Raw genomic sequence first — 17,187 nt, forward strand, 5'->3', positions numbered from 1 at the left:
ACGCATCGTTGCGTGCTTCGCCTTAAGCCCTGCGTTCGACGCGGCCATGGCAGACTTGGCCTTCGGGCAGGCTGACGGGAGGCGCGCATGAGTGCCCCCCACTCGCCTCGCGATCACATCGCGTACGGCTTGCTCGATGCCTACCGCGCGTTCATCGCGGAAACCTTGGCCGGCGCCGAGATCCATGCCCGGATCGGTCAGAGCTACGTCGAAGCCGGCGATGATGCCGGTCTCAAATATTCAGTTCGGTGCCTGATCGCGAACGTCCGCGTGGCGGCCAGCGTCCTTGCCGAACTGAAGAAGTTTAAGGCGGAGCAGGCAGAGCGACGGACGCCTGCCCCCGGCCAACATCCCGCAACCGACAATCTGGAGGTGCGGGCATGAAATTCGCCCCATCCGCCAACGAGTTGGAGTGTCTCGGACCGGCGGCCGCCGACGACTGGCACGATCGTCATCATGCACCTATTGGCGCTAGAAGCACTGCCGGCACAGAAGGGCATGGTTCCTGGGGTGAGCCGGATCTCAGTCTGCTCGGAACTGGCCGCCGCCCGGCTCCCGCCTTCCCGCTATACCTCCTCGGTCCGTGGGCCGACTGGTGCGAGCGCAAGGCTCGGAGTGCTTCGGCGCCGGTGGACTACGTTTCGGTGGCGCTGCTCGCGAGCGTCGGTGCGACGATCGCAAACGTGCGCTGGCCTCAGGCCGGTACGGCTTGGACTGAGCAACCGGTCTTGTGGTGCAGTTTAGTCGGACCCCCGTCCTCGTCGAAGTCACCGAGCATGGACGCGGCATTCTCGCTGGTGCGCTTTGCCGAAGATCGGATGGCCTACGGCTTCGAGCTGGTGCAGCAGGAGCACGCCACCATGAAGCAAGCATGCGACGCGCGGGTCGAGGCTTGGAAAATCGAAGTTAAGACAGCCGTAAAGAACGGTGACCCAGATGTGCCGCCGATGCCGGACAATGCCCACGAACCGCCGGCTCCGGTCTGCGCTCGTATTCGCGTCGCCGACGCTACCGTTGAGGCACTCGGCGCATTGGCGGCAGGCCTGCCACGCGGCCTGCTCCTCGTGCGCGACGAGTTGGCTGGATGGCTCGGCGCCTTCGACAAGTATGGCGGCGGCGGGTCCGATCGAGCCTTCGCGATCGAGATGTATGGCGGAAGATCGTACGTCGTCGACCGGATGAAGAACCCAGAGCCGCTACACATCCGACACCTCAGCATCGGCGTGCTGGGCGGCGTCCAGCCCGACAAGCTTGAGATGATCCTCAACGGCCCAGACGACGGCCTTGCCTCACGCCTGCTCTGGGCATGGGCGGACACCAAGCCCAAGTTCACGCTCGCGCGTGGTGTCGAGGACGGCCGCCCAGCTCGAAGCAGGCCGCGGTGCTCGACGACATCGCCGCGCAGATCAAGCGCCGGCCGTGATCCCGAGCATAGACGCATGGAGACCGTTCGCAGCGGGCCTCGATCAGAGCGAGCGCGTCGCACGGGTGCGGTGCCTACTCGCAATCGTGCATCTAATCACCGGCCCCGCGGTCGCGCTGCCGTGGCGGCCCTGCGCGCCGCTGAGACGGACGTGGACGCGCTGCCGACGGCGCTCGCGGAGATCGGGCGTCTCGACGCCCTCGACCGGCGGCGGGCGCTGGCGAGCTACGCGATCATCACCAAGCCCGACGTTTGACCCTTTCCGAGATCCGCGCGCCATGGGCGGGGTCGGTCGATCCCAGCTGACGGGAGTCGGTCGGCCAATGCGCGACGCCTGGGGCGCAACGATCACTCGCTCGGCTGCTGCACGTTTGAATCGTAGGATGCCGCCACGCACTCGACAACGATCCATTTCTCAATTGTTACACGATATCCGCGGTTTCTTGTTGCAGTCCAGACCTTCTTGAAAGCAGCAACCGCACTAGACAACGTATTAAATTCACCTCTTAGCGTTGTGTTTGGAAGCTTGTACCAAACGTTCCTTCCGCTAAGGGACCATGCGTGCCAGCCTAACCCTTCAGCTTCCGCGATGAACGTAGCATGCGGATCATGCGGCGCGTCTTGCAAGTCGTAGGTGACTAAAAACTTCGGCATCTTGGTGCTCCTCGTTGCCGAATCAATCTTCAGCTCCGCCAACTTGAGATTAGCAGGGTAATCCGATGCACGTCTCGTTCACCGGGGCCGGGCGCGATGCGCTCGACGCCGCCCTTTCGCGTGCGTCGCAGACCGCGCCGCACCGGCGTCCGTTGCTCTGGGCTGTTCGCTTCGAGGGATGCGGCTTGGTGATGGTAGCGCAGAGCCGGCGTCCGTTCACCGTGTCGGCCGACCCGCCGACGATACTCATCGTGGGTGACGACCTCGCGGCGGCGCTCGGCCCGAACGGGTTCGACCGGAAATCGATCATCGCCTTCCTCGCGCGCTGCGGAGCCGTGACCATCGTCGCGTCCGAGCCCGTGGTACCGCTGTACGCCGAGACCGCACAGTGGACGGTCAAGCACCGCCAGCCAGTCGCCACCATTGAGACCCGGCCGGAGCGCGAGGCGGAATGGCTCGACCTCGTGCACGCCGTCGCGCCGGCCGACGTCGCGATCGTGCTGGCGACCACGCGCCAAGACCATCGCCCGTGATGACGCTGCGCGAGATGGCGCACGCCCTCGGCGGCGAGGTGGCAGGGCATCAGGTGTTGTGCCCAGGTCCCGGTCACTCGGCGCGGGATCGCAGCGTCACCGTGCGCCCGGGCCCCGAATCGCCCGATGGGCTACGCGTGCATAGCCATGCTGGCGACGACTGGCGCGCGGTGAAGGACTACATCGCCGGGCGGCTTGGGTTGGGTCGGGAGCGTCGCGGCCAAGCGAAGCCTGCGCCAGCCCCGCTTTCTCGGGTGTCGCCACGGGCTGCGGGGGTGGACGCGGACCGGCGCCGACGCGCGCTTGGCGTGTGGTACTCGGTCGGCAATCCGACCGGCACGTTGGTCGAGCGCTACCTGGCCTCGCGCGGCCTCGACCTGCCCGCGACCGTCGCCGGTGAGGTGTTGCGCTTCCACGCGGCGTGCGCGTTCGGCGAAGAACGGTTGCCGGTCATGGTCGCGGCGCTGCGATGCGTCCGCACCGATCAACCGCAGGCTGTTCACCGGACCGCGCTCGCGCCCGACGGGACCAAGGTCGGCCGCAAGATGTTCGGGCCGGCCGGCGGCGCGGCTGTGAAGCTCGACCCGGACGACGCGGTGACGCGCGGGCTGGCGATCGGCGAAGGCGTCGAGACGTGCCTTGCGGCTCGGCAGCTCGGCATCCTGCCGGCATGGGCGCTCGGTTCGGTCGGTGCGATCCGCACGTTCCCGGTGCTGCCCGGCATCGAGGCGCTGACGATCCTTTGCGAGACGGACGACGGCGGCGCCAGCGCGGCGGCGGCACGAGAATGCGGGGCGCGGTGGCACGCGGCCGGCCGCGACGTCATCCTCGCGACCCCGCGGGTGCCCGGCGACATGAACGACGCAATCCGGGAGGCTCGGCGCTGATGGCGGACGCAGAGCACCTGTCGGCGGACGATCACGTCGAGTTCGCCCCGTTCGCACCCGACGCGCCGGATGTAGCGGCAGGCGCCGGCCCGGCGCCGGTGACGATCCAGGCGACGCCGTACCGGTGGCGCGACCCGGCGACGATCCCACCGCGGGAATGGCTGTACGGTCGGCACCTGATCCGACGGTTCCTGTCGACGACGGTGGCGCCCGGTGCGGTCGGCAAGTCGAGCCTCGTGCTCGTCGAGGCAATCGCCATGGTGACGGGCCGGCCGCTGCTCGGAGTGACGCCGCCGGCCTGCCTGCGGGTCTGGTACGTGGCGCTGGAAGATCCGCTGGAAGAGATTGAAAGGCGCGTGGCCGCGATCTGCATTCGTTACGGCATCGAGGCGCGGGAGCTTGAGGGTCGGCTGTTCCTCGACAGCGGTCGGACGTCGGAAATCGTCATCGCGATTACGACGAAGGATGGGGCCAAGGTCGCCGAACCGGTGGTCGAGGGACTGGTCGCGACGATCGTCGCCAACCGGATTGACGTGGCGATGGTCGACCCCTTCGTGTCCTCGCATCGGGTCAGCGAGAACGACAACGCGGCGATCGATCTGGTCGCGAAGGCCTGGAATCGGGTGGCCGAGACCGGCCGGGCTGCGATCGAGCTCGTGCACCACGTCCGGAAGGGCCAGGGCGGCGGCGCCGAGTTCACGGTCGAGGACGGGCGCGGGGCCGGTGCGCTGCTTGCCGCGGCTCGCTCGGCGCGGGTCCTCAATCCGATGTCGAAGGATCAAGCCAAGCGCGCCAACTTTGCCTCGCACCGCGGCTACTTCCGGGCCGACAACGGCAAGGCCAACCTCGCGCCGCCCTCGGACCGCAGCGATTGGTTCAAACTCGCATCGGTCGAGCTGGGCAACGGGCCCAGCGGCGGGGATCACGTCGCTGTGGTCGAGCCCTGGCAATGGCCGGACATGCTGGAAGGCGTGACAGTCGACGACCTTCGGAAGGCGCAGCGCGCGGTCGCCGCCGGCCGGTGGCGGGAGGACGCGCAGGCGAAGGATTGGGCCGGCATCGCCATCGCCGGTGCGCTCGGGATCGAACTCGACGTCGGCGGCAAGGGGCGGGTGAAGGCGATGCTGAAGGCTTGGCTTGCCTCCGGGATGTTCGTGGTGGTCGAGGGCCGTGACGAGAAGCGGAACAAGCGCTCGTTCATCGAAGTCGGAGAGACGGCCAGCGATTAGTAGATGTAGCTCTCCCACCGGTCGAAGACGACTTGAGCCCCGAGCAGGCCGACGTAGTTCCTTGTCTTGATCTCGTCTTTCGTCATTTCATCGACGACGATCGTGACGAAGTGAGCGCCTTTGCCAGCATCAAGGACCTGGGGTTTCCCTTGGAGTCCGGACGGCAGGTGCGTCGGGACTTTTGCTCGAATGGACAAGCATCCTGATCCGGTATTTGCGCCGCAACGCTGCCTCCATCCGCCCCACCTCGCCTCGGCCCGGAAACCCCGGTGCCCCGCCCCGCCACACCTGCCCCACCCTAAAGGGTGGTGGGGCAAGTGTGGCAGTGGGGCAAGGCATTTCAGGCGCCACACCGCCACACCTTGCCACGCCTCACTTTCTCAGGGTGGGGCAGCGCCATTGGGGCAGCCATGTCGAAACCCTGGCAGCCGATGGAGATTGCACCTCGCGATCGCCGCATCGCGATCTGGGCCGAGCGGTGGATCGCCTACCCATGCGCGCCTCCAGGAGGTGGCGCAGGTGCTGGAACGCTTCGGGCAGATCCCAGCCCTGGAGCGCGGCCGCCTGGTCGAGGGCGTTCGGTTTGATCTCGATCAGCGCGAGGTAATGCAGCGGATCGGACACGAACACGCTGGTGCCGTAGCTGCGCTCATGCCGGGCGATCTCGATGCCGCCACACAGGATTACGACCTCCTCGACGAAGCCCTTCACCAGCACGTCCCGGAAGCCGTAGGCGGTCGGCACCGAGTAGTCGTTGCAGCGGTAGCGAACCAGCGCGGTCGAGGAGACGCGCCCAGCCCGCTTCTCGCACGGCTCCAGCGGGACCGCCGGCAAGGAACGCAGAACGGCACGATCGGCGACCAGTCGCGTGCCGATGCTCTCGGCATGCTGTCCGGCCCGCTCATCCTGCCGGGTCCGGCAGCGTCGCTCCAGATCCGCGTTCAGCGCCTCGAACGAGGCCGCCTCCGGGGCCGGGGTCATGAAGTTGGACCGGGCGTACTTGACCAGGCCTTCGGCGTTGCCCTTGCCCGGACGCCCGAAGCGGTCCCGGAACAGGTAGTGGCTCACCAGCTCGGTAAAGGCACGGGTACGTTCGCGCTGGCCTCCGCCGCAGATCTTGGCGACCGCGATCTTGGTGTTGTCGTAGAGGATCGACAGCGGCACGCCGTCGAAGAACTCCATGGCAGCGACATGCCCGTCGAGGAACGCCTCGGTGGTCTCCTGCGGATACGCCTTCACGAAGCAGGCGTCGGAGTGCGGCAGGTCCATGCAGAAGAAGTGGATCTTCCGGCCCACGCCGCCGATGGTGGCGACCGCCTCGCCGAAGTCGACCTGGGCATGGCCCGGCGGGTGCGCCAACGGTACGAAGGTCTCCCGCCCACTCGCGCGTGCGATCCGGACGTGATCCTTCACCACCGTGTAGCCGCCAGCGTAGCCGTGCTCGTCGCGCAGACGCTCGAAGATCCGCTTGGCCGTGTGCCGCTGCTTGATGGGTGCGATCCGGTCCGCCTCCAAGATCGCATCGATCACCGGCAGTAGCGGCCCCAGCTTCGGCTTCTCGATCGGCTTGGTGCGAGTATAGCCCGGTGGCAATGAGAACCGGCACATCTTGGCAATCGTCTCGCGATTGAGCCCGAATACCCGGTCTGCCTCGCGACGAGAGTGGCCGTCGATGAAAACGAACTGCCGAACGGCCGCGTAGACTTCCACGGCAAACATCCTGGGCCCCTCTCGAAAGAGAAGCCTCTCCACTGGCCGGCTTTTACCCCGGCCGCATCAGCAACCCGCCGACGCTCCAGTGGATGGTTTTGTCACCGCCCTACACACCACGGTCAACCACACGGCCGAGACCAGGAAGTAGACGGCGCCGAACGCGGCGTAGGGGGCGATGTCCGTGATCCCCGGCGTCAAGGCACCGTTCGCCTTGAAGATGAAGTGGGTGCCTGCGAGGGCTGACTGGGCTCCGCTGAGCGCCATCGCCCACTGGGCACCCGCCTGCCACCGCCGCACACCGGTCGCAAGCTGCAACAAGCCGGACAGGATGGCCCAGACCCCAAATACCGTCAGTACCGCGTGCATGCCCCATCCGAGCGCGACGGCTATCGCGACGGCGACGACGGTGCTGGCGGCCACGTTGAGGGCCTGGCTGGGATTGGCGGCCAAGCCGCCACTGCGACGCGCGTCGATGACGTTGGCGACGGCATCCCAGGCGGGATAGGCGACCACGAGCGCTGCCGCGGCCGGCGTCACGGCGTTTCCGATGGTGAAGGCAGCAGCGACCCAGCCGACGGAAACCCCGGCACGGAGGAAGTAATAGGAGCTCAGCCAGCGCGAAGCGTCACGGCCGGGTCTTTGGACGGTCGTCATCGATGTTCCCTTCGGGTGAGCGGCGAGGCGGAGGATCGGGACAGGGGGCAATCACGCGGAGGACGCCGGCGACCGAAACGCCGGGCTTCGTGAAAGCGGTGTCTTTCCAGGGGGATATGCCTCGCTTCGGAAGGCGCTTTTACAAACGGACGCCGATGGCACCCATGACCGGATTGCTGGAAAACTTGACCACTCCTCCGGAGAGTGGACCGAGCGTTGCCACCGGCGACCTCCTCTCCCTCGTCCTGGCGCAGATCAGGCTCACCGGGGACCACGTCCGATCCCTTGAGGTCGAGCCGTCGGGGATCTTGGACCTGGAGGTCGGAGCCGCTCATGTCCTCGTGGTCGCCGAGGGTTCGCTCCACGTCGAGGGCGATGGCGAAGAACGCGTCGTCATCGACACGGGCGATCTCGTGCTTCTGCCTCGCGGGCTCGGAGGAGCCAGGCTGGTGGCATCCGCCTCGCATGCTTCGGTGATCCTTTGTCAGTTCTGGTTCGATCCCTACACCCTGCGCGGCATGGTCTCGGCCTTGCCCGGGCGCATCCACATTCGGCGCGACGAGGGGGCGGGGTGGCTGGAGGGCATCGTACCCTTCCTGATGGTCGAGGTGACCGACGACGAGCCAGGCGCGGCCCTGATGATCTCGCGGATCATCGACGTCATCGTCATCCGCACCCTTCGGACCTGGGTACGGCGCGGGCACACCACCGGATGGCTGGGAGGTCTCTTGGACGCCCGCATCGCCCGGGCGTTGAAGGTCATGCACGAGCGTCCATCACGTCCCTGGGGCGTCGAGGCCCTGGCGGACGCGGCCGGCATGTCGCGGTCGAGCTTCTGCGAGCGGTTCACGGCACTCGTCGGGCGCTCGCCCCTGCGCTACCAGAACGAGTGGCGGCTCACGCTTGCCCGGGACATGCTGGTCGCCCGCGAGGCGCGTGTTGGTGAGGTCGCATTGCGCGTCAGCTACGCGTCGGAGGCAGCCTTCAGCCGCGCCTACAAGGCCATGTTCGGACACCCGCCGCGGGACGAACCTGCGCTGTCGAGCGGTGCCGGATCACGCGAGCAGGACGGCGACTTGCGACAGGGGAACTGAGCGAGTCGAACCCACGCTGCGTCCGCGCATCGACGACCATCATAGCAGCCTGTAACGCTAGGTCGTGTGTAGCAGGCCGTCCGCTTTTGTGATCGCTCCACTCCAAAGCAGCCCTTCCGCTTTCGACCCAACCCGGTTGTACGGGCTACTGCCACCACCGCCCTAAACCGGACGTCCGCCCGGATTCTCACGCAGGCGAAAACGATTGACAGGCTTGTTCGCTTGCGGGGAGGGCGAACATTCGAGCTTACTCCGTTTCGCGCTGGCGTAGAAGGTGAATCAACCCGCGGCCTTCCTGTTGACCGAGGAACACGTCTCCCTGTTCAACCAGCACACACGTTATCCTCGGCCCTCGTACGAATATCAGAACCGCAGAGAGTATATATTCCTGTCTTATAAAAGATAGCTATTATATTTACAGGAAGGATTGTGCTTGGTATCCAGTCGTGTCGCGAGTGGTTCGGCCCGGCCCAACGCCTTGGGATCCGGGAGACCGACTGCTCGAATCAAAGGCGGCATCAGACCGCTTACAAAACGAGCATTGCCGCCATGCGCGTGGCTTAAGGGAGGATGTCATGAGCTTGGTAACAGGCTTGCCATCGGACTTCACTGTGCCGCTGCTGGAAGTCGGCGGCGTTACGCTGCAGTATAAGACCCCCCATCACCTTGTCACAGCGACCTACCGGGTCAGCTTTAATGTGTTCCCAAGCGATCGGTTCGTCCTGCTCGGACCCTCGGGCTGCGGGAAATCTACCTTGCTGAAGTCGGTCGGCGGCTACATGGCGCCGACCGAGGGCCAGATCCGCCTGAAAAACCAGGCCGTCACTGAGCCCGGACCGGACCGGATGATGGTGTTCCAGGAATTCGACCAGCTCCTGCCCTGGAAGACCGTGCGCCAGAACGTGGCTTTTGCCCTTGAAGCCTCGGGACGCCTCGCTGGCCGGGCCGCCGACGAGCGGGCCATGCACTATATCGACAAGGTCAACCTATCGGCCTTCGCCGACAGCTATCCGCACATGCTATCGGGCGGGATGAAGCAGCGTGTGGCCATCGCCCGCGGCATGGCGATGGAGCCCGACATCCTGCTGATGGACGAGCCCTTCGCGGCGCTCGACGCTTTGACCCGCCGGCGGATGCAGGACGAGCTCCTGGCTCTGTGGGAGGAGACCCGCTTCACGGTCCTGTTCGTCACGCACTCGATCCCCGAGGCGATCAAGATCGGCTCCCGCATCCTCCTGCTCTCGCCCCATCCCGGCGAGGTCAAGGCCGAGCTTAACACGGCCAGCTCACCGCAGGAGACACTGCTACTGGAGCAGCGCATCCACCAGATGCTCTTTTCCGAAGAGATCAAGGAGGCGGAGAATGTCTAAGACCGCGAAGACGCTCATGTCCCCGATCCTCATTCGAGCCGCCCGCCCCGAGATCGTCCGCGACACCGGCGGCGCCTATGGCGGCGCCATCGTCGAGAAGCCGCTATCCAAGGTCGAGCGCCTCTACAATCACGGCTGGCTACGAAAGCTCGTGATCCTGGCGGTGCTGGCCCTAATCTGGGAGGCCTATGGACGCTACCTCGACAACGACCTCCTGTTCCCGACCTTCACCGCCACTGTCACGGCCTTCGCTCACGGGGTCGCGGACGGGACGCTGGTGCTGCGGGCCTGGGGCTCGATCAAGGTGCTGCTGATAGGCTACGCCCTCGGGATCCTGTTGGCGACGGTGCTGACCAGCATCGCGATCAGCTCGCGCATCGGCACCGACTTCCTCGAAACGATGACGTCGATGTTCAATCCGTTGCCAGCGATCGCGTTGCTGCCGCTGGCGCTAATCTGGTTCGGCCTCGGCAACGGCAGCCTCATCTTCGTGTTGGTCCATTCCGTGACCTGGGCGATCGCGCTGAACACTCATTCGGGCTTTCTCTCGGTCAGCCGGACCCTGAAGATGGTCGGTCGCAACTACGGACTGCGCGGCACCCGGCTGATCACCAAGATCCTGATCCCGGCGGCCTTCCCCAGCATCCTCACGGGGCTCAAGGTTGGCTGGGCCTTCGCTTGGCGCACACTCATCGCGGCGGAGCTGGTTTTCGGGGTAAGTTCCGGCTCGGGCGGTCTCGGGTGGTTCATCTTTGAGAACAAGAACATGCTCGACATCCCCAACGTCTTCGCGGGGCTGCTGACGGTGATCCTCATCGGCCTTTGCGTCGAGAACCTCATCTTCCAGACCATCGAACGCCACACCCTGCAGCGCTGGGGTATGCACGCCTAGTCAGGCCAAGCGTCAATCGAGGTCGGATCTGTACTGGAGCGCCGCCGTCCAGCTCTGACGGTACTCGATCGGTTCGCCGGTGAGGGCGACGGCGACCCGGCGCACCAGCAGCAGGGGCGCCCCCGGTGGACAGCAGAGGGCGTCCGCAATGGCAGAACTCGCCCGGTCGGTGGCGATTGTGTCCCGCGCCCGCGCCACGGTCTGGCCGCAGCGCGCCTGGTAGAGCACGTAGATCTCCTCCAGCATCTCGGCGCCGGGCTCCGCCTTCAGCGCGGCGAAAAGATCCGCCGGCAGGGCAATCCGCTCGTAGATCAATGGCACGCCGTCCTCGCTCCGAGTCCGCAACAAGACCAGCACCTTCACCCCCGCTCCCAGTCCGAGGGCGGCGCGGTCCTGGGCATCGGCCTGTGCGGTCCCAGCCGCGAGGACGTGCGCCACGGGGCGGAACGGCCGCCCGTCGCCGTGGACGAAGCGCAGGAAGCGGAACCGCGACCGGTCGCTTGAATGGGGCACCACCTGCGTGCCGCGTCCGTGCTGGCGCTCCAGCAGGCCTTGCCCGACGAGGTCCTCCATGGCCTTGCGGATCGTCCCGATGGAGACGCCGAGGTCGAAGGCCAGCTGCGGCTCGCTCGGCAGGTAGCCGCCCGGCTTCCAGGTCCCATCTACGATCCGGCGCAGCAGCAGGTCGCGTGCCTGCAAGTAGAGCGGACGGCTCGCCAAGGGGGCAGCCACCGGGGCAGTCAGAGGAGCGGCCAAGCGCGCGGCCAGCGGCTCGCCCGGTGACGGCGCTGCGGAATGCGCCTGCGGTGCGACGGCGCGCATACGATTTGACATCGGCAACTCATGTATATGACATATGACCGTTGACAGCGGTTGATACGAGGCTATCGTGGCCCTCGGCACCGGACCAGAGAATTCGGGCCTGCGCAGGAGGAACACATGGCACTCGGCCGTCTCATCCGGCTCTGCGGAGCCGCGGCCCTGCTCTCGGCGAGCCTTCTGGCCGGCTCGGGATCCGCCCAGGCAGAGGCCCCCGTGGTGCGCCTCGCCAAGCAGTTCGGCATCTCCTACCTGCCCCTCACTGTGATGGAGGAGGAGCACCTCCTCGAGAAGCAGGCCCGCCAGCAGGGCTTGGAACTCAAGACCGAGTGGCTGCGCTTCACCGGCGGTTCCGGCATGAACGAGGCCCTGCTCTCGGGGAACCTCGACTTCGCCGCCGGCGGCGTCGGGCCGATGCTGACGATCTGGGGGCGGACTCGGGCCAACCTGCAGGTCAAGGGCGTGGCGGCGCTCAACGCGATGCCGCTCTGGTTGGTCTCGGTGAACCCGGCCGTCAAGTCGATCAAGGACTTCACCGACAAGGACAAGATCGCGCTGCCGACGGTGAAGAGTTCGATCCAGGCGATCACCTTACAGATGGCTGCCGAGAAAGCCTTTGGCCCTGGCCAGCAAGGCAAGCTCGATCCGCTGACGGTCTCGATGGGGCATCCTGATGCGCAGACGGCGATGCTCGGCGGTCGCTCCGAGATCACCGGGCATTTCGGCTCGCCGCCGTTCCAGGAGATGGAGCTGAAGGACCCGCGCGCGCACAAGGTGCTCGACAGCTATGACGTGCTGGGGGGGCCGCATACCTTCAACCTCGTCTGGGCGAGCAACCGCTTCGTAAGCGCCAACCCGAAGATCGTGGCGGCCTTCCGGGCCGCCTTGGAGGAGAGCCTGGCGCTGATCAAGGCGGGGCCCGCCAAGGTGGCGGCTCTGTGGATCAAAGCGGAGAACGGCCGGCTGACCGAGGCGGAAGCCGTGGAGATCATCCGCGCGCCACAGACCCAGTGGATTAGCGCGCCGCTGAACATGCTGGCCTACCTCGACTACATGAACCGCGCCGGCCTCGTGGCCGCAAAGGCCACGGATCAGGGCGAGCTGTTCTTCCCCGGCGCCGTCGCTAAGGCGGAGCGCTAAGGCATGAACGCTCCTTTCCCCAACGCGTCCCTGGCCGATCCAACGATCGAATCCGTGCCCGGTGCGATGCTGACGGTGCGCATCCGGCGTGAAGAGGGCTTCCAGGCCTTCACCGTGGCGCGGCGCCCGGCCCAGACCATCCTCGACGTGGTCACCGAGATCCAGCGCGAGCAGGATCCGACGCTGGCCTACCGCTTCGCCTGCCGAGTCGGCATGTGTGGCTCCTGCGCCATGATGGTGAACGGCCGTCCGCGTTGGACCTGCCGAACCCGGGTCGCGGCGGTGGCGGAGAACGACGGCCTGACCCTCGAACCCCTGCGCAACCTGCCGGTGATCAAGGACCTGGCGGTCGACATGGAGCCGTTCTTCCAGAAATGGACGGCCGCCCACGGCGCCTTCGAGCCGGGCAACGAACCGCCTGAGGACTTCGCCGTGGTATCCCCGGATTCGCCCGAGCGTCGGGCGGTGGATGCCGGCATCGAGTGCATCAATTGCGGCGTCTGCTACGCCGCCTGCGACGTGGTCACCTGGAACCCGGACTATCTCGGCCCGGCCGCGCTTAACCGGGCCTGGACCCTGGTGAACGACGTCCGCGATCGAGGCCAGGACGCTCGGCTCGAGGCCGTGTCTGGGGATGCGGGCTGCCAGTCCTGCCACACCCACATGAGCTGCACGGAGCATTGTCCGAAGGCGCTAGCGCCGACCTTCGCGATCGCGGGGCTGAAGCGTGCTACCGCCCGGTCCGCCCTGAAGCGCTTCGGCACCCGGCACTTCCGGAGGTCGGCATGAGCCCCCTCCTCTACGTGGCGCAGCGCGGCACCGCCATGATCCTGGCCGTTGCCGTGACGGTCCATCTTGGCACGATCCTGTACGCCGTGCGCGGCGGCCTCACCGCCGGGGAGATCCTCGGACGGACGCAGGGCAACCTTGCCTTCCTGCTGTTCTACGGCCTCTTCGTCGTGGCCGCCGCCATCCACGCACCGATCGGCCTGCGCAGCATCCTGCGCGAGTGGACGCGCTGGCGCGGACGCTCCCTCGACGGGGCGATGCTCGCCGTCTCGGCGCTCCTCCTCGTCCTCGGCCTGCGCGCGGCGTTGGCGGTCTACGTCGCATGAGCGCCGGGACACAGACCGACCTCCCCAGGCGCGGCACCCGCCGCGCGGCACCGCTGCGCGCGGGCTTCGCCGCCGCCCTGCTGCATCGCCTCTCCGGGATCGCCCTTGCCCTGTTCCTGCCGATGCACTTCATCGCCCTCGGCACCGCGCTGCAGGGGGCTGACCGCCTCGAGAGCTTTCTCGGGCTGACCCATAACAGCTTCGTGCGGACGGCCGAGTGGGGGCTCGTCAGTGCGCTCGCCCTGCACATGATCCTGGGTCTTCGCGTGCTCGCCATCGAGTGGTTCGCGACCCAGGAGCGGACGGCGCTCATCGTCTCGGCCTGCGTGGCGGCGGGGCTCGCGGTCGGGCTCCTGTTCCTGCTCGGCGGCGCCTGAACCCAATCCCTGAAAGGAGACCGGCATGGATCTCGACCTCACCGAAGTCGAAGAGGTGTGCAAGGACCTCTACGTCCGCGCCCTGAAGTTACTGCCCCCCGATATCAAGGCGGGCTTCGCGGTGCTGGCACGGGAGGAGACCAGCGCCACCGGCCGAGCGATCCTCGGCACCATGGTCGAGAACATCGCGGTGGCCGAGCGCACCAAGAACATCCTGTGCCAGGATACCGGCATCCCGATCTACAACGTGACGGTCGGGCGCGACGTGCGCTTCGACGGCGCCGACCTCAAGGCTGCCATCCGGCGCGGCTGCGCTCGTGCCACTACCGAGCACTCGTTGCGCTCCTCGGTGGTCCACCCGATCACCCGCGTGAACGAGCAGACCTCCTGCGGCATCCGCGTGCCGATCATCCACGTGGATTTCGACGATCGGCCCGAGACCGTGTCGGTCGAGATGATCCCGAAGGGCTCGGGCTCGGAGAACGGCTCGTTCCTGCAGATGCTCCTGCCCTCTGACGGCATCAACGCGGTCAAGCGGTTCGTCATCGACCGGGTGATCGAGCTCGGCGGCCGCGTCTGTCCGCCGACCATCGTGGGCGTCGGCATCGGTGGCACCTCGGACCTGTGCATGCACCTCGCCAAGGTGGCGGCCACGCGCAAGCTGCGCACCGCCTGTTCCGACCCGGAGGGCGCACGCATCGAGGCGGAGCTGTCGCACGCCGTCAACGAGCTCGGCATCGGCCCGCAGGGGCTTGGCGGCCGCTCCACCAGCTTTGCAGTCCATGTGGAAATCGCCGCGACCCACATCACTCAGAACCCGGTGGCGGTGAACATCCAGTGCCACTCAGCCCGCCGGGCCAAGGCGACCTTCACACCCGGCGGCATCGCCTTCGACTGACCGGAACGCCTTATCGACACCGCCGGGAGGGCAGCGCCATGCACCACGTTCTCGACATGCCGATCGACGAGGCGCAGGTCCGCCTCCTAAAAGTCGGCGACACCGTCACCCTGCGGAAGACCCTGTTCGGCATCCGCGATGCCACCCTGATCCACATGTTCGACCGGGAGCGGCGGACACATCTCGATCTCGCCGGCCACGCGGTCATCCACACCGCGCCCAACGTCCACCGAGTGCCGGTCTCGGCCGAGGCCCCCGTTGGCTACGCGCCGTTCTGCATCGGCACCACCACCTCCATGCGGATGGAGCGCTTCACCGACGCGCTGATGCGGCGGGAGAGCGTGCGTCTCATCGTCGGCAAGGGCGGCATGGGTCCGAAGACCCTAGAGGCCTTCGCCGAGCAGGGCGGCGCCTACCTCGCCATCGTCGGGGGCGCCGCCGCCCTGGAAACGACCTGGATCGAGCGGATCGAGGACATCGACCTCGACGACCTGCATCCCGAGAGCCTGTGGAAGTTCGCGATTCATGATTTCGGACCGCTTCTGGTCGGTATGGATTCCCACGGCGGCTCGCTCTTCGCCGATGTTCAGCGCGACGTCGCCAGCCGGCGGGATGCCGTCATCGCGAGCCTGGGAGCCGCCCGATGAACGCCGTGCCGACGACCATCGAGACCGACATCCTCATCCTGGGCTCGGGGGGAGCCGGCCTGTTCGCCGCCCTCCACGCCAAGAAGGCCGCCCCGGAGCTCGAGGTCACCGTCGCGGTCAAGGGGTTGCTCGGCAAGTGCGGCTGCACCCGCATGGTCCAGGGCGGCTACAACGTCGCCCTCGCCCCGGGCGATTCGGTTGAGCGCCACTTCATGGACACGATCGAGGGCGGCAAGTGGCTCAACAACCAGGAGCTAGCCTGGACCCTGGTGACCGAGGCGCAGGTCCGCATCCGCGAGCTCGAGACGGAGCTCGGCTGTTTCTTCGACCGCAATCCCGACGGCAGCGTCCACCAGAAGGCCTTCGCCGGTCAGACCTTCGACCGCACCGTGCACAAGGGCGACCTTACCGGCATCGAGATCATCAATCGCCTCTCCGAGCAGGTCTGGCGCCGCGACGTCCGGCGCCTGGAGGATCACCGCGCCCTCGAGCTGATCCCAGCCGCCGACGGCTCCGGCCTCGCCGGGGTGCTGATGCTCGACATGCGGACCGGCATCCCGGTCCTGGTGCGGGCCAAAGCGACCCTGCTCGCCACGGGCGGCGGCCCGACCATGTACAAGTTCCACACGCCGTCGGGCGACAAGACCTGCGACGGCCTTGCCATGTCGCTCCGCGCGGGCCTGCCCCTGCGCGACATGGAGATGGTCCAGTTCCATCCCACCGGCCTGCTGGCGGGGGCCGGCACCCGGATGACCGGCACGGTGCTGGAGGAAGGCCTGCGCGGGGCCGGAGGCTACCTGCTCGACGCCTCGACTGAGCGCTTCATGCATCACTACGATCCGCGCGCGGAGCGGGCGACGCGCGACGTCGTCAGCCGCTCGATCATGCGGCGCATCCGCGACGGCCATGCCACCCCGAACGGGGGCGTCTACATCCAGATGAGCCATCTCGGGCCCGAGGACGTGCGGCGCAAGTTCAAGGGCATGGTCGAGCGCTGCGCCGATTGTGGCTTCGACCTCGCCGGGGGCCTAGTCGAGGTCATCCCCACCGCCCATTACATGATGGGCGGGGTCGCCTTCCGTCCCGGCTGCAGCACCGAGCTGCCGCGCCTCTACGCGGCCGGGGAGGATACCGGCGGGGTTCACGGGGCCAACCGCCTCGGCGGCAACGGCGTCGCCAACTCGACGGTTTTCGGGGGGCTGGCCGGCTCCGCCATGGCCCGCGACATCCGGAGCATGCGGTTCCGCGCCGAGCCCGATCCCCGCGCGGTCGAGGTGGGGCTCGCCCGCGCCTACGGCCCCCTCGGGCGCCCGGCTGGGGACCTCGAGGCGATCCGGGAGGCCCTCTACGCGACCATGTGGGACGATGTCGGCATCCTGCGCGATGCGGCCGGGCTGGAGCAGGCCGGCGAGCGCCTCGACGCCCTCGCCGCCGCGGTCGCGGAGGCCGGCATCCCCGACGGCGACCGCCGCTACAACCTGACCTGGATGGACCGGCTCAACCTCGAGAACCTCGTCCTCGTCAGCCGCTCGATCCGCGCCGCGGCGCTGGCCCGCACCGACAGCCGCGGGGCGCATTTCCGTGAGGACTTCCCTGACGCCTCGGATCTCGCCACCTCGCACTACACCGTGGTGCGCCAGGGCGCGGCCGGTCTCGACGTCACCATGGAGCCCGTCGCCTTCACCCATGTGCGCCCCGGCGCCTCCCTGCTCGACGCGGCGGCCTGAGGCCGCCCCCCGCAC

General features: G+C 67.3%; 18 protein-coding genes and 1 pseudogene. 15 read left to right on the forward strand and 4 right to left on the reverse strand.

Going from position 1 to position 17,187, the window contains the following annotated elements:
* Positions 1 to 87: 87 nt before the first annotated feature.
* A complete protein-coding gene (locus tag MKK55_RS01385) occupies positions 88 to 384 on the forward strand; it encodes a hypothetical protein (RefSeq protein WP_243932913.1) in 297 nt (98 codons plus the stop codon).
* Positions 381 to 1,679: a DUF3987 domain-containing protein gene (locus MKK55_RS01390; RefSeq protein ID WP_243932914.1), complete on the forward strand. Its 1,299-nt coding sequence runs from the start codon at positions 381 to 383 to the stop codon at positions 1,677 to 1,679. Before MKK55_RS01385 ends, MKK55_RS01390 begins: the two co-directional genes overlap by 4 nt.
* Before the next feature lie 92 nt (positions 1,680 to 1,771).
* Here the strand turns inward: MKK55_RS01390 and MKK55_RS01395 are convergent, their stop codons facing one another.
* Positions 1,772 to 2,077, reverse strand: coding sequence for a hypothetical protein (locus MKK55_RS01395; protein ID WP_243932915.1), 306 nt, complete (start codon positions 2,075 to 2,077; stop codon positions 1,772 to 1,774).
* 251 nt (positions 2,078 to 2,328) lie between these two features.
* On the opposite strand from MKK55_RS01395, the gene MKK55_RS01400 reads away from it, so the two are divergent.
* Genes MKK55_RS01400 through MKK55_RS01410 form a run of 3 tightly spaced genes read left to right on the forward strand, consistent with a single transcriptional unit; the run spans position 2,329 to position 4,726 of the window.
* Positions 2,329 to 2,610, forward strand: a complete 282-nt coding sequence (locus tag MKK55_RS01400; RefSeq protein WP_243932916.1) for a hypothetical protein — start codon at positions 2,329 to 2,331, stop codon at positions 2,608 to 2,610.
* Positions 2,610 to 3,497 (forward strand): toprim domain-containing protein, encoded by an 888-nt coding sequence (locus MKK55_RS01405; protein ID WP_243932917.1) that lies wholly within the window; start codon positions 2,610 to 2,612, stop codon positions 3,495 to 3,497. Before MKK55_RS01400 ends, MKK55_RS01405 begins: the two co-directional genes overlap by 1 nt.
* Positions 3,398 to 4,726 carry an ATP-binding protein gene (locus MKK55_RS01410; protein ID WP_243932918.1) on the forward strand — a complete coding sequence of 443 codons (1,329 nt, stop codon included), beginning with the start codon at positions 3,398 to 3,400 and terminating at the stop codon, positions 4,724 to 4,726. Before MKK55_RS01405 ends, MKK55_RS01410 begins: the two co-directional genes overlap by 100 nt.
* Before the next feature lie 483 nt (positions 4,727 to 5,209).
* On the opposite strand, the pseudogene istA reads toward MKK55_RS01410, so the two are convergent.
* Together istA and MKK55_RS01420 are read right to left on the reverse strand one after the other, a co-directional pair.
* Positions 5,210 to 6,445: pseudogene (gene istA, locus MKK55_RS01415) on the reverse strand (IS21 family transposase); the annotation flags it as partial.
* A 57-nt stretch (positions 6,446 to 6,502) separates the two neighbouring features.
* On the reverse strand, positions 6,503 to 7,093 hold the full coding sequence (locus tag MKK55_RS01420) for a DUF308 domain-containing protein (protein WP_243932919.1): 591 nt from the start codon (positions 7,091 to 7,093) through the stop codon (positions 6,503 to 6,505).
* 164 nt (positions 7,094 to 7,257) lie between these two features.
* Here MKK55_RS01420 and MKK55_RS01425 point away from each other — a divergent pair, with 164 nt between their 5' ends.
* From MKK55_RS01425 to MKK55_RS01435, 3 genes are all read left to right on the forward strand, one after another.
* Positions 7,258 to 8,187 (forward strand): AraC family transcriptional regulator, encoded by a 930-nt coding sequence (locus MKK55_RS01425; RefSeq protein ID WP_243932920.1) that lies wholly within the window; start codon positions 7,258 to 7,260, stop codon positions 8,185 to 8,187.
* A 575-nt stretch (positions 8,188 to 8,762) separates the two neighbouring features.
* Complete coding sequence (locus MKK55_RS01430) at positions 8,763 to 9,557, forward strand: ABC transporter ATP-binding protein (protein WP_243932922.1); 795 nt, start codon at positions 8,763 to 8,765, stop codon at positions 9,555 to 9,557.
* 16 nt (positions 9,558 to 9,573) lie between these two features.
* Positions 9,574 to 10,449, forward strand: coding sequence for an ABC transporter permease (locus MKK55_RS01435; RefSeq protein WP_409566000.1), 876 nt, complete (start codon positions 9,574 to 9,576; stop codon positions 10,447 to 10,449).
* 12 nt (positions 10,450 to 10,461) lie between these two features.
* On the opposite strand, the gene MKK55_RS01440 is transcribed toward MKK55_RS01435, so the two are convergent.
* Entirely contained in the window at positions 10,462 to 11,181 is a 720-nt protein-coding gene (locus MKK55_RS01440) for a GntR family transcriptional regulator (protein ID WP_243932924.1), read from the reverse strand.
* 207 nt (positions 11,182 to 11,388) lie between these two features.
* Here MKK55_RS01440 and MKK55_RS01445 point away from each other — a divergent pair, with 207 nt between their 5' ends.
* From MKK55_RS01445 to MKK55_RS01475, 7 genes are all read left to right on the forward strand, one after another.
* Positions 11,389 to 12,408, forward strand: a complete 1,020-nt coding sequence (locus MKK55_RS01445) for an ABC transporter substrate-binding protein (RefSeq protein WP_243932925.1) — start codon at positions 11,389 to 11,391, stop codon at positions 12,406 to 12,408.
* A gap of 66 nt (positions 12,409 to 12,474) precedes the next feature.
* The gene (locus MKK55_RS01450; protein WP_313898949.1) at positions 12,475 to 13,197 is read left to right on the forward strand and encodes a succinate dehydrogenase/fumarate reductase iron-sulfur subunit; all 723 of its coding nucleotides are present in this window, start codon (positions 12,475 to 12,477) and stop codon (positions 13,195 to 13,197) included.
* A complete protein-coding gene (locus MKK55_RS01455; RefSeq protein WP_243932927.1) occupies positions 13,194 to 13,523 on the forward strand; it encodes a succinate dehydrogenase in 330 nt (109 codons plus the stop codon). Before MKK55_RS01450 ends, MKK55_RS01455 begins: the two co-directional genes overlap by 4 nt.
* A complete protein-coding gene (locus MKK55_RS01460) occupies positions 13,520 to 13,900 on the forward strand; it encodes a succinate dehydrogenase (RefSeq protein WP_243932928.1) in 381 nt (126 codons plus the stop codon). The genes MKK55_RS01455 and MKK55_RS01460 overlap by 4 nt, the downstream gene beginning before the upstream one ends.
* A gap of 25 nt (positions 13,901 to 13,925) precedes the next feature.
* Complete coding sequence (locus MKK55_RS01465; RefSeq protein WP_243932929.1) at positions 13,926 to 14,798, forward strand: fumarate hydratase; 873 nt, start codon at positions 13,926 to 13,928, stop codon at positions 14,796 to 14,798.
* Positions 14,799 to 14,836: 38 nt separating this feature from the next.
* Complete coding sequence (locus MKK55_RS01470) at positions 14,837 to 15,445, forward strand: fumarate hydratase C-terminal domain-containing protein (RefSeq protein ID WP_243932930.1); 609 nt, start codon at positions 14,837 to 14,839, stop codon at positions 15,443 to 15,445.
* Positions 15,442 to 17,172, forward strand: a complete 1,731-nt coding sequence (locus MKK55_RS01475; RefSeq protein WP_243932932.1) for an L-aspartate oxidase — start codon at positions 15,442 to 15,444, stop codon at positions 17,170 to 17,172. Before MKK55_RS01470 ends, MKK55_RS01475 begins: the two co-directional genes overlap by 4 nt.
* Positions 17,173 to 17,187 lie beyond the last annotated feature (15 nt).

Source organism: Methylobacterium sp. J-059 (genome assembly GCF_022829485.1).
Lineage (GTDB): Bacteria > Pseudomonadota > Alphaproteobacteria > Rhizobiales > Beijerinckiaceae > Methylobacterium.

Excerpts from the sequence above, each read along its gene's own strand:
- MKK55_RS01445 (WP_243932925.1), top strand. The coding sequence starts at position 11,389 with ATGGCACTCGGCCGTCTCATCCGGCTCTGCGGAGCCGCGGCCCTGCTC.
- MKK55_RS01410 (WP_243932918.1), top strand. The coding sequence starts at position 3,398 with ATGCGGGGCGCGGTGGCACGCGGCCGGCCGCGACGTCATCCTCGCGAC.
- MKK55_RS01470 (WP_243932930.1), top strand. The coding sequence starts at position 14,837 with ATGCACCACGTTCTCGACATGCCGATCGACGAGGCGCAGGTCCGCCTC.
- MKK55_RS01395 (WP_243932915.1), bottom strand. The coding sequence starts at position 2,077 with ATGCCGAAGTTTTTAGTCACCTACGACTTGCAAGACGCGCCGCATGAT.
- MKK55_RS01420 (WP_243932919.1), bottom strand. The coding sequence starts at position 7,093 with ATGACGACCGTCCAAAGACCCGGCCGTGACGCTTCGCGCTGGCTGAGC.
- MKK55_RS01460 (WP_243932928.1), top strand. The coding sequence starts at position 13,520 with ATGAGCGCCGGGACACAGACCGACCTCCCCAGGCGCGGCACCCGCCGC.
- MKK55_RS01435 (WP_409566000.1), top strand. The coding sequence starts at position 9,574 with ATGTCCCCGATCCTCATTCGAGCCGCCCGCCCCGAGATCGTCCGCGAC.
- MKK55_RS01390 (WP_243932914.1), top strand. The coding sequence starts at position 381 with ATGAAATTCGCCCCATCCGCCAACGAGTTGGAGTGTCTCGGACCGGCG.
- MKK55_RS01430 (WP_243932922.1), top strand. The coding sequence starts at position 8,763 with ATGAGCTTGGTAACAGGCTTGCCATCGGACTTCACTGTGCCGCTGCTG.
- MKK55_RS01455 (WP_243932927.1), top strand. The coding sequence starts at position 13,194 with ATGAGCCCCCTCCTCTACGTGGCGCAGCGCGGCACCGCCATGATCCTG.
- MKK55_RS01475 (WP_243932932.1), top strand. The coding sequence starts at position 15,442 with ATGAACGCCGTGCCGACGACCATCGAGACCGACATCCTCATCCTGGGC.
- MKK55_RS01465 (WP_243932929.1), top strand. The coding sequence starts at position 13,926 with ATGGATCTCGACCTCACCGAAGTCGAAGAGGTGTGCAAGGACCTCTAC.
- MKK55_RS01425 (WP_243932920.1), top strand. The coding sequence starts at position 7,258 with ATGACCGGATTGCTGGAAAACTTGACCACTCCTCCGGAGAGTGGACCG.
- MKK55_RS01385 (WP_243932913.1), top strand. The coding sequence starts at position 88 with ATGAGTGCCCCCCACTCGCCTCGCGATCACATCGCGTACGGCTTGCTC.
- MKK55_RS01405 (WP_243932917.1), top strand. The coding sequence starts at position 2,610 with ATGACGCTGCGCGAGATGGCGCACGCCCTCGGCGGCGAGGTGGCAGGG.
- MKK55_RS01450 (WP_313898949.1), top strand. The coding sequence starts at position 12,475 with ATGCTGACGGTGCGCATCCGGCGTGAAGAGGGCTTCCAGGCCTTCACC.